Source organism: Shewanella amazonensis SB2B, from assembly GCF_000015245.1.
GTDB lineage: Bacteria > Pseudomonadota > Gammaproteobacteria > Enterobacterales > Shewanellaceae > Shewanella > Shewanella amazonensis.
Genome location: NC_008700.1, coordinates 2311477 through 2327703, shown reverse-complemented (window position 1 = coordinate 2327703; position 16227 = coordinate 2311477). Strand labels below are relative to the sequence as shown.

8 protein-coding genes are annotated in these 16227 nt (G+C 55.4%); all 8 read right to left on the bottom strand.

The features are described from left to right. Nucleotides 1-67 precede the first annotated feature (67 nt). The 8 genes from recD to SAMA_RS09920 all read right to left on the bottom strand — a co-directional run bounded on the left by recD (nt 68) and on the right by SAMA_RS09920 (nt 16212). The gene (recD, locus tag SAMA_RS09955) at nt 68-1963 is read right to left on the bottom strand and encodes an exodeoxyribonuclease V subunit alpha (protein ID WP_011760015.1); all 1896 of its coding nucleotides are present in this window, start codon (nt 1961-1963) and stop codon (nt 68-70) included. Beyond that, nucleotides 1960-5634 carry an exodeoxyribonuclease V subunit beta gene (recB, locus tag SAMA_RS09950; RefSeq protein ID WP_011760014.1) on the bottom strand — a complete coding sequence of 1225 codons (3675 nt, stop codon included), beginning with the start codon at nt 5632-5634 and terminating at the stop codon, nt 1960-1962. Before recB ends, recD begins: the two co-directional genes overlap by 4 nt. A gap of 1 nt (nt 5635) precedes the next feature. Continuing rightward, nucleotides 5636-9127 carry an exodeoxyribonuclease V subunit gamma gene (recC, locus tag SAMA_RS09945; RefSeq protein WP_011760013.1) on the bottom strand — a complete coding sequence of 1164 codons (3492 nt, stop codon included), beginning with the start codon at nt 9125-9127 and terminating at the stop codon, nt 5636-5638. Nucleotides 9128-9219: 92 nt separating this feature from the next. Then, on the bottom strand, nt 9220-11289 hold the full coding sequence (locus SAMA_RS09940) for a transglutaminase TgpA family protein (protein WP_011760012.1): 2070 nt from the start codon (nt 11287-11289) through the stop codon (nt 9220-9222). Then, nucleotides 11290-12318, bottom strand: coding sequence for a DUF58 domain-containing protein (locus SAMA_RS09935; RefSeq protein WP_011760011.1), 1029 nt, complete (start codon nt 12316-12318; stop codon nt 11290-11292). Then, on the bottom strand, nt 12318-13247 hold the full coding sequence (locus SAMA_RS09930; RefSeq protein WP_011760010.1) for an AAA family ATPase: 930 nt from the start codon (nt 13245-13247) through the stop codon (nt 12318-12320). Before SAMA_RS09930 ends, SAMA_RS09935 begins: the two co-directional genes overlap by 1 nt. 32 nt (nt 13248-13279) lie before the next feature. Next, nucleotides 13280-14068 carry an EAL domain-containing protein gene (locus tag SAMA_RS09925; protein WP_011760009.1) on the bottom strand — a complete coding sequence of 263 codons (789 nt, stop codon included), beginning with the start codon at nt 14066-14068 and terminating at the stop codon, nt 13280-13282. Nucleotides 14069-14295: 227 nt separating this feature from the next. Then, nucleotides 14296-16212 (bottom strand): transglycosylase SLT domain-containing protein, encoded by a 1917-nt coding sequence (locus SAMA_RS09920; RefSeq protein ID WP_011760008.1) that lies wholly within the window; start codon nt 16210-16212, stop codon nt 14296-14298. Nucleotides 16213-16227 lie beyond the last annotated feature (15 nt).

Sequence of the window (16227 nt, the reverse complement as noted above, 5' to 3'; positions counted from 1 at the left end):
GACTTGTCCCGGCAAAAGGAGCAGTGTAATGAGCCCGTGTGGGGGGCGCAAGGAAGATGACAGAGATTTAATCCTCATGCCATAAGCGGTCTGCCAGCCCCGACGCCCGCTCGGTGCGACGCTGTGTCGCGGCCTCAAACAAAGCCTCTGTCCCAAGGCAGGTAAACTTCGACTTGGCCCGGGTAATGGCGGTGTAAATCAGCTCTCGGCCAATCAAGCTCTGTTGGGATGGGGTTGGCTGTGGCGGTAAGGATAGTGCCACCGAGGCAAATTCACTGCCCTGGCTCTTGTGCACTGTCATGGCGTAGCAGGTCTCGTGTCCCGGTAGTCTCGCCGGCAGGACTTTAAGCACCTGGCCATCGCTTTGAATAAAATGGGTCATCAGGCGCTGGTTATCCCCCTCTACCGGAAGCAGTATGCCAATGTCGCCATTAAAGAGCCCCAGACTGTAATCGTTACTCTGGATCATGACCGGGCGGCCTGCATAAAACTCCTGGCTTGGCTCTATCAGTCCGGCTCTGGCAAGGGCTGCGGTAATGGCCCTATTGATACCATCCACGCCATACTCGCCGTTTTTCATGGCGCAGAGTACCCGAAATTCATTGTACTTTTGCAGTATGGTTTTAGGCTCGGCCTGCTGTTTCATCGCCTGTAAATACTCGCTGTAGGCGGATTTGGCCAGTTGCACCAAGGCTGCGAGCCCATCACTGTTATCACCCGGGATCCAGCTCAGCTCTGCGTAGTTTTTTTGCCACACAGCAGCGACTTTCTCTTTGTCGCCTTCATTTACCGCCATGGCGAGCTGCCCAATACCGGCGTCTTCGGCAAATCTGTGGCTATGCAGCAGTCGGCACAGGTTATCGCCAAGCCCGGGGGCGTCTGCGCGTGGGGCAAGCTTTGTGCCTGTGAGCCCCTCGATGCGTGCGGTTTGTACCGCGCTGTAGCGGTAACCCTGGCGCGCGCCTTCACAAATATCAGCAAGCACTGCACCGGCTTCCACTGAAGCGAGCTGATCCTGATCGCCCAGCAAAATGAGCCGGGCATGGCCTGGCAGGGCATCAAGCAGCCTGTCCATCATGGGTAAATCCACCATGGAGGCCTCATCCACCAGCAATAAGTCCAAATCCAGCGGATTGTCTCTGTGATGGCGAAATTTGTGGTTGCCAGGTTGAAAGCCAAGCAGACGGTGAAGGGTCGAGGCATCTTCCGGCAGGCTTGCAATGGCGTCCTGGGAGATAAGGGGCGAGTTTAACTCCTGAGTCAGTCGCTGCTTACTGGCTTTGATGGACTCCGACAGTCTGGCAGCGGCCTTGCCCGTGGGCGCCACCATGCGAATATTCAATGAGGATGACAGCGACAAGAGCAGCAGTAACTTGGTCACCGTGGTGGTTTTACCCGTGCCGGGGCCGCCGGTGATGACAGTCAGCTGCTTTCCTGCGGCGGTGGCCACCGCGATTTTTTGCCAGTCGATAGCCTCTTTGCCTACCGGGAACAGCGCCTCCAGCAGCGCCGCCGTGTGGGCATGAGTACTGAGCTCAGTTCCAGCCATGGCATTAAGCCGCGCCGCGACCCGGCTCTCAAAGCCTTGATAGCGCTTAAGGTAGAGACGTTTGCCTTCTAAAATCAGTGGCTTGTTTTCATCCGGGCTGCCAACGGCATCGAGATTGGCAACGGCACCCAACAGTGCAGGGTAATCAGCCAGAATGCGCAGCTGCGCCTGACGGGTGCCCATTGGGTTGCCAAGCATCAATGCGCTTAAGTCAAGACAGGGATGCTGACGGGAAAGCTGCCGTGACACCAACACGCACATCAGCAGCATCAACGGTGAATCGTCACTGTGAAGCTCGGCCATCTGCAGGGCAAAGTGGCGATCCAGTGCCGACAGCTCTCCCTGTGATTGCCACAGTTTGAGCTGCGCTTTGAGGGCATCACTGCTACAGGGCTTGCCTGAAAGTTCTATCATAGCCGTATCTCCTTACCCTCAAACAAGGCGTCCAGCGCCTGGATCAATAGCTTGGGCGGCTTGTCAAAATACACACCGGTGCCGGGAGATGAGGCCGACATGCCTCTAAGGAACAGGTAAAAACAACCGCCAACGTCTTTGTCATAGTCGTATTGCGCGAGGCGGCTTCTCAGCAGTCGGTGCAGCGCCAGGGTATAGAGCAGGTATTGCAAATCGTAATGATGATCCTGGATAGCAGTGTGCATGGCGTCCCTGTGATAGTGGTCGAGGGTGTCACCCAGATGGTTGGACTTGTAATCGGCGATGTAAAAGCGGCCGTCATGGCTGAAGCAAAGGTCAATAAAGCCCTTGAGCATGCCGTTAAGGGTGTCGAACCCAAAGTCACTGCGATAACCGTAGAGTGCCAGCAAATCTCCCAAAGCCCCGGGCTTAAGCCGACTGACGGGTAAGTAGAACTCCATTTCCACCAGCAGCTGGGCTGGCGACAGGTCGCCCAGCGCAAACTGGCCTTTCTCATCCTGCAGTGGCGCCCCCATGAGGTCCTGATACCAGGTATCCAACACAGGTTGCCATTGGGTGTCGATGCCAAAATGGGCCATGGCATCGGGCAGCACCTCGGGCAAGGTCTCGGCCACTGCATCAAAGCGGATAAGCTCAAGCACCTGGTGCATAAAGCTGCCGGCGTTTGCGCCTCGGGGGAAAGAGAAACGGCTCAGCGCCCCGGTATCTTGAGAAGCGGGCTCGGGCTCATCGGGGAGCGGCAGCTCCAGCACTGAAAAAGACTCATCACCGGCTCCGGGAATGGCGGCGGCAGTGGTTTCTTCGTGGGTCCTGGCGATATCACCAGGGTGTTCTGTATGACCAGCCCCCTGAGCAATCAGCGCCGAATAGCTGCCAACACGCCAGCTTTCTTCACCAATGCGGTTTGGCTTTCGTGGGCTTGGTGGCTCTGTGCTTTCGTGCTGTGCACTTTCCAGTACCGTCAGATCATGTTGGATAATGTCCACCACCCCGATGATCTCGCTGCCATGTGCATGGCTGCTGACGCGCTCTGCGGCCTGGCGCAGCACGTTGATGTCGCAATCCTTGCTGTCGATGCCAAGCAAGAAGCCCAATGCAGTCTTGTACACTTCACTGCTTATCCCGGCTTTGAGCATGCGGCTGTGATTGGCAAGGCCCAGACGGCAGCCGTAGACGGGGCGGGTGAGCGCCACATACAGCAAACGCAGATCTTCACCCAGACGTTCGGCATCATAGCATTCGACGCCTTCATCGGTTTGCAGCAGGTCCCACACCAGACGGTCATCCTTGTGGTACAGAAGTGGCGACGGTTTGCCGCGGCTGTCTCTGGCCAGACTTAAAAAGGGGATATAACAGAGGCCATATTCCAGCCCCTTGCTCTTGTGGATGGTCACTATCTGTACCAGGTTTTGTTCGCTCTCCAGCCTCAACTGCATGGCTTCATCACTGCCGGGGTCCAGCAGCGCCTGCTCAAACCAGCCGAGCAGCGCACTTATGCCATCGAGCGATGCACCGGCCTGCTCGAGCAATTCGCACAGGTGGCGAAAGTCGGTCAGGCGCCGGTCGGCTTCTTTATCTCCACCAAGACGCTCAAGCAGTTTGGTATCGTCGGCAAAGGCCATTAAGGCGGGCATGACGCCCTGCTTCTGCCAGCGCTGGTGCCAGCGCTCAAAACACTCCAGAGCCTGGCGACGGGCTTCTTCGTCCTGATTGAACGCCGCTATCTCACTGAGGCTCCAGCCCATCAGCCGGGTGGCCATAGCTGCGCGAAGGCGTTTTTCATCCCTTGGCTGAGCGAGTGCGGCCAGCACATGCAGCAGCTCCGAGGCTTCTTTGGTGGCAAACACATTGTCGCGGGACAAAAATACGGCGCCAATATTGCGCCGGGTGAGGGCGTCTTTGATAAATGCCGCTTCGTTTCTGTCTCTGACCAGCACGGCAATGTCTTTTGCCAGGAGCGGCCTTTGTTTGTCGGCAAGCACCGCACGGCCCTCTGTGGCAAGACAGAGCAACTGGCCTATATGGGCAGCGGCATCTTCTGCCATCAGGGCTCTGGCCGTTTGTTTATTCAATCCCTTGTCGGGGTCTTCACCCAGCAAGGCGATTTGCAGCGCAGGTCCCTGGGTCTTGCCATCAATCAGCAGTGTTTTGGCACCTGAATCGGAGGCTGCCACAGGCTCGAAGGGGATTTCATCACTTAAAAACACTCTTTCCCTGACGCTGAAAACGGTATTGACCGCCTGCACCATGGCGCTGGATGAGCGGTAATTGGTACCCAGACTATAGTGGGCAGCAGCGGTGCGTCTGGCCCCAAGATAGGTGTGAATATCACCGCCCCGGAAGGCATAAATGGCTTGTTTGGGGTCGCCAATCATCAGCAGACCCTGAGCCCTTGGCTGCTGGCGGTAGAGGGCACTGAAAATGGCAAATTGCAGTGGGTCTGTGTCCTGAAACTCGTCAATCAAGGCCATGGGGAAACGGCTGGCGACTTCTGAAGACAGTCTGAGGGCTATCTCCCTATCGATTTCCGACGCGGGCTCGAAACCGGAACCAGAACCGGAACCCTGAACGCCAAGTGCTTTGGCCAGGTGCTTGAGAAGGTCATCCGGTGCCATCAGATTGCGTTCGGCCTTGAGGCCATCGAATCGGGCCTGTATTTCGTTTTTGGCAAGCACCAGGAATGCCGGCATCAGGTTTTCCTGCGCGTGCAGCAGCTCATCAATTTGTACCAGCAGCGAAAGTGTCTCAGGGCCCGGCAATTGCCCGCCTTTGTTGAGCTTGATATTGCCGTAGGCGACGGCCTGCATGGCTTTTTCAGGTGGCGTACCTTCACAGCGAAGCGACCATGCTGTCATGGTATCCCAATGATTTTTAAGCTTTGGGAACCCATCTGCGGCCTTACCGTAGCTGACGCCATTGAGGGGCAACTTACAGAGTGTGGTGAGGGTGTCTTCTGCCTGACGTTGCCAGGCCAGGCGAAGCCTTGCGATACGGGCGCTAAAGCCACTCGCCAGCTTACTGAAGTCCTCCATCTGGAGCTCGACCACGGCGTCTCTTGCCCCAAGGAGTGACTTAAGCTCCTGCTCCAGCGCTTTGGGCGAGGCAAATTTTGCCTGTACCATGGCCGCGATGTCTGCACTCAGGGGATAACAGTGTGCACGCCAGAAATCTGCCGCTGCCATGGACAAGAGTTCGCTGTCATCCAGGGTAAATTCGCTTTCAAACAGGAGCGCAGACTCAAAGGCCATATCCGACAAGACCCGCTGGCAAAAGCCGTGGATGGTGTAGATGGCCGCTTCATCCAGGGTCTTGAGCGCGAGGTCCAGCTGCCTTAAGGCCAATTGTCTGTCGGGGAGTGCGTGAAGCAGCTGGGTGAGAAACCTGTCTTCGCTGGGCTCTCCGAGGCAGAGGCGAAAGCCATCCTGAATTCGGCGTCTGATCCTGTCTCTAAGCTCACTGGTGGCGGCATTGGTGAAGGTTACCACCAGGATTTCTTCCACCTTGAAAGGACGCTGCTGACCAATGCCCAGCAAGAGGCGCAAATACAGATTGGCAATGGTGTAAGTTTTGCCCGTGCCGGCGCTGGCTTCAATCAGGCGAGCACCGTCGAAAGGCAAGGTAAAGGCATCCAAAGGCATTGAGGCTTGCATCTTATTCTCCCTGTCTCTGGTGCGTGACCTTATCGGCTTTTTCATCAGCTTCGCACCGATAAGCGTCGGCCTCGTGGCTCAATATGGGCGGTATTGACGATGGGTTGCTGACAAAGTCAGCAAGTTCACCGAGTTTACCCCTATGGCAGCGGCAAAGGAGCGGTTTCCACAACCGCTCAGCGACGACGGTAAATGCAGGCGTGGCAAAGCTTGCAGGAAACTCAAACAGGCGCTCGTTGTGGGGCTCGGCAATTTCGCCCATTCCATTGCCGTCATCCCATTTGGTACTCAATTCTGCCAACGACTCTTCCTCACTGGCGCCTTCGGCAAGTGCCTCAATGTAGGTCATGGCAAGGGCAGGGATCAGCGGAGATGGCGTGCGCACTGACTCGAAATAGTGGCTGATAAAATCCTCAAGGCTTGTCAGGGCGTTATCGGGCGTGAGGGGTAAAAAGGCATGGAAGTTACCCACATCCAACAAGAAACTGCTCTGCCGGTAGCCTGAGGCGCACAGACAAAGGTGTCGCAGATACAGCGCCAGCACGTCTTTGGCCTTGGCGGTGCCCGGTCTTGCCACCAGAAGGCCTTTTGCAAAGACCTTGTCTATGGTGCCGACCAGTTTGTGCCCTTGATTAAGGACGAGTGATATCCTCAGGCTTTGTCCCTCAGTTTCACCCATGATAAAGCGACAGCGGTCGAGAATGGGCGCCAGATCCCGTTGGTAACTGGCAAAGAGCAGCTTGTCGAACGGTGCCATGGGTAAAACACCGGCCCCGGCAAGTCTGTCACACAGCGTATCTACAGCCAGTTGCTGCCTGATTTCATCGGCTTCCAACGCGGCGTTGAGCATCTTATCCTGCAGTTGATAGCGCCCGAGGGCATCGACATCAAAGGGTTCGCTGTCATCCAGCGCATCGAGTCTGTGGCTCAAGTCGAGTCTGAGTCGTCGCTGGCAGAAAAAGCGGGCTGGATCCCGGTAGAAGCGGATGAGGGATGCAAGCTCCAGCACTTTATGCTCATCTTCATCCACTTCGTCCAGTACTGCGTCGATAAAGGGCTTCGGCGGACGGGTTTCCTGCGGGCACCACTGGGCAGCAAAGCTCGCAGTGATGTCCTGATTGGTCAGGTAGAGCCGGTGGTCGAAGGGTTGTAGCGGCTGCTGTTTCACCAGACGGTTAACCAGCTTCCCCTGGGAGACATAAGCGCTCAGTTCACAGCAGTCCAGCAATTCACTGACCAGCATGGAAGGCAGGCGCTCGCTGTCGTCGCGCTCGCTGCGGCCAATAAAGCTGATATAAAGCTGCTCTCTCGCTGACAGCAGGGCTTCCAGAAACAGGTATCTGTCGTCGAGACGCCGTGAACGATCGCCACGTCGTGCGGGTGTTTTCGCCATCAGGTCGAATCCCACGGGATGTTGCACCCTGGGGTAAATGCCTTCATTCATGCCGAGCAAACACACCACTTTAAAGGGGATAGAACGCATGGGCATCAGGGTACAGAAATTCACCGAACCCGCCAGAAAACGTTGTCCGACCCGGGCATCGGTGAGCTTGCTGCCAAGGGTTTGGCAGATAACCTCAAGTGAAATATCGCTGAGGCTGCTTTCGCTGCTTGCCGACGATTGAAGGGCTTTTTGGGTATCACAGAGAGTTTCACGGATGAGGTTAAGCTCTTCCTGATATTCCGGCAGTGGTGCAAACAGGGTATCGGTGAGGCGGCTGAGTTCTGCGAACTTGAGTGTAAGGCTATCGGCGGCAGCAAATCGTGCTGCAAATTCATCGAGATGCTCAATAAAATCCAGCAGTTTACCAACACACTGCGCTTGCTGGCCCTCAACACCTGCAAATGGCAGGGTGCCGTGATAGAAATCCCCCTCGTCGCCAAGGGAAAAGCCCAGCAGTAATCTGCGGATACCAAAGGCCCAGGAATGCTTATCAAAGGCGGGTAAGCCCAGTTTTTCCCGGCTTTGGGCATCCCGCCCCCAGCGTACACCGGCCTCACTGAGCCAGTTTCCGAGACGGGACAGCTCTTCCTCATCCAGCTTAAATTTCGCCATAACCGCGGGAATTTCCAGCAAGCCGAGAATTTCTGACAAGCCGAAGCGGCTGTGATTGATGTCGAGCAAGGTCAGGAAACCGTGGATCAGGGGAGACTCCTCTACTGCTCCCCGATCGGCAATAGCGTAGGGGATGTAGTGTTCGCCCCTGCGTGAGGCAAATACGGCATCAATAAAGGGCGCGTAGGCGGCAACATCGGGCAGCATCACCACTATGTTTTTGGCAGAGAGCCGGCCCTGACGGTCTGACAGCAGACCAAGGAGGTGGTCGTGCAGGGTTTCGACTTCCCGAAGCGGGCTGTGGCAACTTCGCAGTACCAGGCTGTTATCCTGTTCATCCAGCAGAAACTTGCCCTCGTTGGACTGATAGCGGGCGAGATCCGCACAAAGCGGCGCACCTGCAACCTCCATATCCAATATATCGTTTTGCAACCTGCCCAACAGATGGCTGTCATCGTTCGTTTCATAGCCACTGTCGTCGAGAGTGAAATGCTCCGGGGGCAGCGAAAGTACCAGATCCAGCAGCTCCCGGCCCATTTTGCCGTTGGCGGCGAGCAAGGGGTTGCCCACTTCGAGAGTTTCTTCCCAATGTTCCGGCAGCATCTTGTGGGCTTTGTATTTCAGCGCCAGCTTGGCCCTGAGTTTGCTGTCGACTATGTCGCCCCAATATTGGCGGCAGGGACTGAGGCTGAGCATGGTCACAGGAATGCGGCTGCCAAGGGCGTAGAGCACTTCCAGGGTTTGGGGTGGTAGTGATGAAATACCAAAGACAAAGAGCCGCCTGGGCAGGGCACTGATATCTGTGTTTGGGTTGGAGAGTGCAGCCACCAGTGCCTGATGCAAATTGGCGCGATGCCAATGGCTTTGCCCCAGTTCATCCCGGTTGTATTGTACCAAGGCTCGCCAGAGCAGGGGTTGCCACAAACAATTATCGGGCAGCGCAGCACCTTGGGTGAGGGGGCTGCCAGTTGGGCTAAGGTCATTTTCACCCAGTTCCCATGTCACTATCCAATCGGGGCGGTAAACCAGATATTGGTCGAAAATGTCCGCAACCCGGCTGGCCAGTTGAAACAATTTGAGCGGAGAGTCGCTGCTTAAATAGTCCCGCAGCGGCTCGAAATGGGGCTTTTCAATCAGTCTTGGCAACAGCGCCATCAACTTCCAGGTCATGGCGTCCTTGGTAAAGGCGTTTTCCTTGGGGACACCCGGCAGCAAGGCATAACAGAGTGACCAGATAAAATTCGAGGGAAGGGGGAAGCTCAGGGCGGCGGCTATGCCATTGTGGGCTGCGATTTCCAATCTGAGCCAGGTCGCCATACCCGGGCTTTGTACCAAAATCTGCTCCGTTGCCAGCACATTGCCTGATGCCTGATTAAGTTCGTCTGCCAGGCGTTTTGCAAGGCGCTCCATGTGATTGGACTGAACGAGTGTGAACATGCTATCCCTTTGAAAAATGCGTCCCCGAGAAAGGGCCTTGCTACCTGGAGCAAAGAAAACTCATTGTATGAGACTGACTTAGCCCATTCAACTCAGTCAGGGGTGGTCGTTGAAATTTTGCTTTGTTTACGGATGCCTCTGGCAAGGACACGGCTATCTTTGACAAAGCGTTGCAGTGCCCTCGGGCTTGGTTTGTCACTGCTATATCTCAGGTGGCTGAACTGCAGGGCCCAGCGGCTAAGGTCTATCGCCAGTGGCGGCATCGCTGCGCCCACTCGGGCCGCATAATCCGCGGGGCCTTCGGCAATTCTCCGTGGCAGCCCGATAGAGGTCAGGGACTTTTCAATCCGTGCGAACGCCATAAGCAAGGGGGGTTGCCTGCCGGGTAATCGCAAAATGCCCGCCTGCCAGGCCACAAACAGCAAAATGGCGCCACATATCCCCAATACAAACAGGACTAGGCGGGTGGGGTTAAGGCCGCCAAGGAGACCTTTAAGCAAACCTTCCCTGCGTTCATTGTCAAAACCCAGTACCCATACACTCCAGTAATAATCAATACTGGCGAGCTTCAGCCTGAGATTATTCAGCCAGGGGATCTCCTTCACTCTATGCCCACTGAAAGGGTTTTCTGCCAGGTAACTCTCATCCGGGTTGAAAGTGGCATCAAAGCCATCGAGGATACGGGAAGGGGCTATCATGGCGGTGGGGTCTACCCGAACCCAACCCCGGCCTTCAAACCAAACTTCACTCCAGGCGTGCGCCATATACTGATAGACGCTGACATAACCGGCCCCAGGGTTCAGCTCGCCACCCTGATAACCCGAGACAAGGCGTGCCGGAATACCTGCGGCTCTGGCCATAAACGTCAAGGCGGTGGCGTAATGCACACAAAAGCCTTTTTTATTATCAAACAGGAAATCATCTATCTGGGCGGTGCCCACCGGCGGCGGTGACAGGGTGTAGAAATAGGCTTCTGTACGAAACCTTGTCATCAGCCTTTGGACAAAGTCCTGTGGTGAATCGCTTTGGGCCTTAAGCTGACTGACCAGCTCACGGGTGCGGGGATTAATCCCATCGGGAAGCGAAAGATTAAGGCGCCTCACACTGTCTGGGAGCCTTGAGTCCATACGGGCATCAAAGGCGCTGGCGCGATATTGAAAACGTCCATCCAGCGGTCTTAATGCAAACAGGCGATAATCAGGCAGGTTAACCACACCCTGGGTATCGGAATGTGCCACATCCAAACCGAACAGCCATCGTTGACCGCTTGGCTCGGCAATGACCTCGTAATTCAACCGGTCTTTTCGGGGACGGTTTGATGTCTGCTGCGGTCCATCTGCGGGCGCTGCGCGGCCGCTGCCCAGTAGAAAGGCCTCCCGTTCGAGCCGTTTTATCCCAATGTGTTGTCGCCAATGGGCACCATCGTAGTCTTCCAGCACCAGCGCGCGCCAATAGAGGTCCGGATTGGCCGGCACCTGGCCATCGAATCTGGCTCTGAATGCCAACGCATCGGATTGGGTCAGTTTACTGATATCACCAAATCCGACTTCGCTGCCAAGGCCCGTGATACTGCTCTTGAGGCTGGGTACCATCCAAAGTGGTGGCAGTCTTGGCAACACTAAAAATAGCAGTATGGCCAATGGCAGGCTTTGCAATACCAGTTTTACGGCCAGGGCATCGCGTTTGCTCCCAGGATCGCGATAAAGAGACAGCAGCGATTGGGTATTAAGCCAGAACAGCGTCAAGGCCAGTGCCATGGCACCTATTCCCTGATTATCAATGAGGTTGATGGCAATCAGGAAATACCCCACCAGAATGACAGTGCGCACATCTCGCTTACCCAACATTTCAATGGTTTTCAATGAGTAGCCGAGGATTAGCAGGTTCATCAAGGCGTTGAGAAGACCTATCTGTTTGCCAACCAAGGCCAGTGTGATAGCAGAGGCAATGCCGAGCCCTGTTACCAAGAGCCGCGGTGGCCGCGCGACCCTGCCATAGAAAATCCCAACCCGCCAAACCAGGCAGATGGCGCTGATGGCGAGGGTCCATGGGGTCGATTTTTCGGCGAGGGGAGCTATGAGCGCAAAGTGAGTCAGCAGCAACCAAAAGAGTGTACTGCGGCCGATAATTTCTGCGTGGTGTTTGGTGGAAGGTCCCATCATTTATATCCTTCCATGTGATGTTGCGCGGGAGTTCGGGCCTTCGGGGGTTGGTTCAGGATCGCTTCCGGCAGTTCTGAGAGTTACTGGGGCTGAATCGAAGGTGGCAATTGCCACCTGACAGGCCAGACGATGGGCATCCCCGGACGAGGGGGCAATGTTTAATCCGGGTAAGCTGAGCCCAAAGATCTGTTGTCGACTGCTTAACTCATCCACCCAATAAGACAGTACCGAGAGCCAGTGTTCCCGGCCTTCGGGCATCTGAAGAGGCAAACTCAGCCAACGGGGCGCCCCCTGAGGCATGGCAAAATCTTTGGATAACATGCCCCGTCCCTGTGCCAGTTGTTTCCAGGCGACCTGTTTGAGGGATTCTCCCGGGATGTAGTTCTTTAGCCCCTGATATTCATCCATGCCGCTGACCAAAGAGCCTTGCTCTTGGGTATCCCCGTCCGATTGTGGTGTTTGAATAAGGGTATCCTGTCTGTGGGCGGCAAACACCGGGTGAGCGATGTCGAGATCAACCCAGGTCCAGGTGCGCATTAACCCAAGCGGGAAGCGGGACTCAACTTTCAGCCGTCCGGGGCTTAATATGCCACGCTTCTCAGTGGGGATAGGGATCAGCACCTCGTTAGGAGTGGTATTTGCCGACGCATACACAGGATTGATGTCGGGATAGGCAAGGGCGATTTGATGAGCATCTCTTTGGGTACTGAGCTGTAATGGCATGGCGAGTGTTTCGCCGGCATAGATGGGGGGCAGCGTTAAACGCTTCAGAGTCAGGCCCTCGAGATTGCGATAGCTGTAGATAATGCAACTGACGAAGAGGCTGACGAGCAAAAGACTGATGCCAATGATGAGATTGTTTTGATAATTGGTGCCAAGCAGATACAGCAAGGTCGTTAACACCAGCCAGGCAAGCCCAAAACCACTGGGCAAAATAAAGATCCCCTTGTGGCTGAGGGTTTGCTCCCGTGCGGGCGGTAAACGCCTGGCAAGGAATGGCTCAAGCCTGACAGATATGCCCCTGGCCATCAGCGGATGGGATTCACGGCGCCAAGGACACGTTCGGCCAGACTTTGGCCCTGATGCTGGCTGCTGGCTCTGAGCCTGTGCTGTGCAACCGCCACAAACACAGCCTGCAGATCTTCCGGCACCATGAATTGGCGGCCACTGAGAAACGCCCAGGCCTTGCCACAGGCGAGCAGGGCCTTGGTGGCTCTGGGGGACAGGCCGTAGCCTTCACCTTGAGTGCGGGTTTCCTCTACCAATGCCAATAAGTAGTGCAGCACCGCATCTGAGCTGGTGATTTTGTCTACCTCTGCCTGAAGTTGCATCAGACCCAGGGGACTGATGCATTGAGGCAACGCTGAAGCCGGGTTTTCCCCTTGCCCTTTTAGCATGGCAAGCTCGGCTTCTTTACTCGGATACCCCAGGGATATTCGCATCATGAAACGGTCAAGCTGAGACTCGGGCAGGGGGAAGGTGCCCGATTGGTCGGTGGGGTTTTGCGTTGCAATCACGAAAAACGGTTTTGGCAGTGGATGGGTATTACCATCGACTGTGATTTGGCCTTCGGCCATTGCCTCCAGCAGCGCGCTTTGGGTCTTGGGGCTGGCGCGGTTAATCTCATCGGCAAGCACCATCTGGCGAAACAGGGGGCCGGGATGAAATACAAACTGGTTCATTGCTTTATCGTAGATGGATACACCGAGAATATCGGCAGGCAACATGTCACTGGTAAACTGAACCCTTTGATAAGTGAGACCAAGGCTCTTTGCCATGGCCTGACTCAGACTGGTTTTTCCCATCCCGGGCAGATCTTCAATCAGCAGGTGTCCGCGGGCCAGTACACAGCAAAGTGCCAGGCGAATTTGCTTGGGTTTACCCAGCAGAACCCGCTGTAATTGGGCAATCAGATTTTCCAGTTCGGTGGCATTTTGGGCTGCGGTGTTTTCCTGCATCCTTTCATCCTCAGGGGGAACTCAAAACCTTACTATGCGCAATTTTCGATGAGTGATCCAGCGTTACAGTCATCAAATGCTCGCAGAATCGACGCCGAAATAACTGACTTGTCATCAGGTTGTAAGAACCTGTCTTGAAAGAGAAATCCCTGCGCCAGGTTGATCCCCAGCGTAGCGGCGCGCTGCAATTGAGCCTGGGTTTCTATCCCCTCCAGTACTGTCCCCTTGGCGGTGACTTTGGCATAGGACACCAGCGAATCAAGCAAATTGGCATCCGTTGCCACGTCCAACCGGCTCAGCCAGTGGCGGTCGAACTTAATCCAATCAACGCGGGATAGCAACTCAAGGGATAACATTGCGTGGGGGGCCCCGACATCATCCAGCGCGACCTGCATCCCTGCGCTCTGGAGAGAATTCAGTAGCTGTGAGGCCATCAAGGCATCGTTAATACAGGTATTTTCAATCAGCTCAATAACCAGCGTGTGCGGTTTTTGGGGTTGACTCAGTAAGGCGGACAGCGCAGTGCTCACTGGGCTTTGGGCGGCCAAGCTGTGTGGGTCCAGATTGAGATACAGTGGCATACCTTTTGGCGCGTGCTGCAGCTGAAAGGTTTTTGCTGCCAGTTCAAGCTCGGCCAGCGCCTGCGGACGCTCGTGCAGCACTTCAAATATCCTGTTCGGGGCAATGGCCTGGCCGTCGCTACTGTAAAAGCGTGATAGGGCTTCGTAGGCGACAGTGTTACCGCTGGCCAGACAAATTAACGGTTGGTATTCACAGCCCATCAGAATAGGGCGGGGACATGGGGCGGAGAATGAGGTCATGGTACACACCGGGAATGAGATTAATGCAAATAAATCTCATTAACCTCGATTTTGCAACCCCATTGTGACCTTTATTCGTCTATTGTGCGCCGTATGCCGTAAATGTATTCAGGTGGTTAAGCCGATGGGACTGGTTACAGGGGACTGGCACAAGGTGACTTGCACAGGGGCCGGTAAAGTCGAGGCGTAACAGGGGGACTTGCCCCCTGACGCATTACTGGGTCGACTCAGTATTTGAATTTCAGCTCAGCCTCGCTGAAAAGGGGCGTGGTATTGCCTTTTCGATGCTCGTAAATTAATCGATAACTGAATACGGCCTGCACGTACTCCCGGGTCTCGGTGAATGGGATGGATTCGATGAAGGCCATCACATCCAGTTTACCCTCACTGCGAGCAAGCCAGGCGTTCACCCTCGATGGTCCGGCGTTATAGGCCGCCGTTGCCAGTACCCGATTATTGTTATACCGCTCGAGTAAACTTGCGTAATAGGCACTGCCCAGCTGAATATTCAGTGCTGGCTCGTACAGCGATCCCTCGCCGCTGTACTTTATGCCTTGTTTTTTGGCGGTTTGTTTCGCTGTGGCTGGCATCAACTGCATCAACCCCCGGGCACCCACAGCGGACTGCGCTATGGGGTTAAACGCGCTTTCACGGCGGGCGATGGCTCTCAGTTCTTCCGCATTGAGCTTATGGCGTTTAGCGGCTCTGGCAAAGCTTTGCTCTTCGGCGGGAGGGAAGCGCATGCCCAAATCATCCCAGAATTTGCCTTGAATAGACGCATCAACGGAGAGGGCGAACAGCCCATTTTCCAGCGCCCAGTTGCCATATTTTGCCTTGCCGGCAGCATCTTCCCGACCAAGCAGTCCTAGCCATTCCACACGAGCCTGACGTGGCCGCTCCAAGACCAGGAGCTCTTTTACCCTGGCCAGAGCGGGATCTGCTCCCTGCGTGAGATTGGCATCAGAGGAAGCGGATACATCACTCGCTTTAACCTCATTGAGCGCTGGGCTCATGCCCTGAGATTGCGCAGCATGAAATCCGTAAAAACTTCTGTCGGCAGCCAGCTGCGCCGAGAGGGTGTCACTCTCGCCAGCGCTGGTCTCGTACCTGAGACGCCAATATTGCCAGCGTTCCTTGGCAGCCGTTTCACGGCTTAACAGCGGCAGAAACTGCTTTATGGCTTTTTCGTCACCATCCCGTATCGCCCAGCGAAGCCTCAGCTCTGTCAGATCGTCCGATGCGAGTGGTGGCAGGTGTTTTTCGGCATAGCTCAGCAGAGACTCTTCTTGTCTGAGTAACACTCGGCGGACCATAAAGGCGTGCAGGCTTTGTGCCTGTACCTTGGTGAAACGGCCTGATTTTTCGTATTTACCCAGCAATGACACGGCTTCTTTTAAATCTTTGCGTGCCAGCGCCTTGAGTCCCAACTCTACCATTTCGGCCATGACAGGCGCTTTGGCCTTGTATCTGTCCATGTGCCTGAGGTTTCTCGGATCTTTGTACAGGGCAAGCAGCTTTTGGGCTTCTTTGGGGTAATTGGTAACCTTTTGGGCCAGGTAGCTCAGGAGTGACGCTTCCCGGGCATCAAAGGCGAGGAACATACGGCTCCAGATGAGCTCCTGACTGCGATGGCCTGCTTTGGCCCATTTTGTAAACAAGGGATCGCAGGCATCCGGCATTGAGCTGCCGTTTAGCCATAAGCGGCGGGCCCCCTCATTGGCTCGGGATTTGTCACCCACGGCCAGTAAGGCCTGATAGTAGTGGCATTGGAGCGCGGTATCTTTTGGCGCGTCCGGGCTAATGGCCAGAAAATCTTCCCAGCGAGCCCCCTTGGCTGCGGTGAGCAGGTAACGGTAGCGGGCGTTGCCATAAAAAGGCGTATTCTGAAATGCCTGAATCGCCGTTTGGGCTTTACTCCCCGGCAGCATCACCAGACTGTCGATTTGGGCATCAAAGTCGAGATAAACGGCCAGGGGGTAATCATCCAGGCCTTTTCTCAACTTGGCATACTGGGCCTTATTACCCTCCCGCAGGGCTTTTTCCGCCTTGAGAAACTGTTGCCGGTCATCCTTGATATCGGCAGACACCAGCGGGCTGATGAAGATGAGTGATGTGAGACAAATGCCGTAAAACTGCTTCAGCATGGTGCAAGTTCCTCC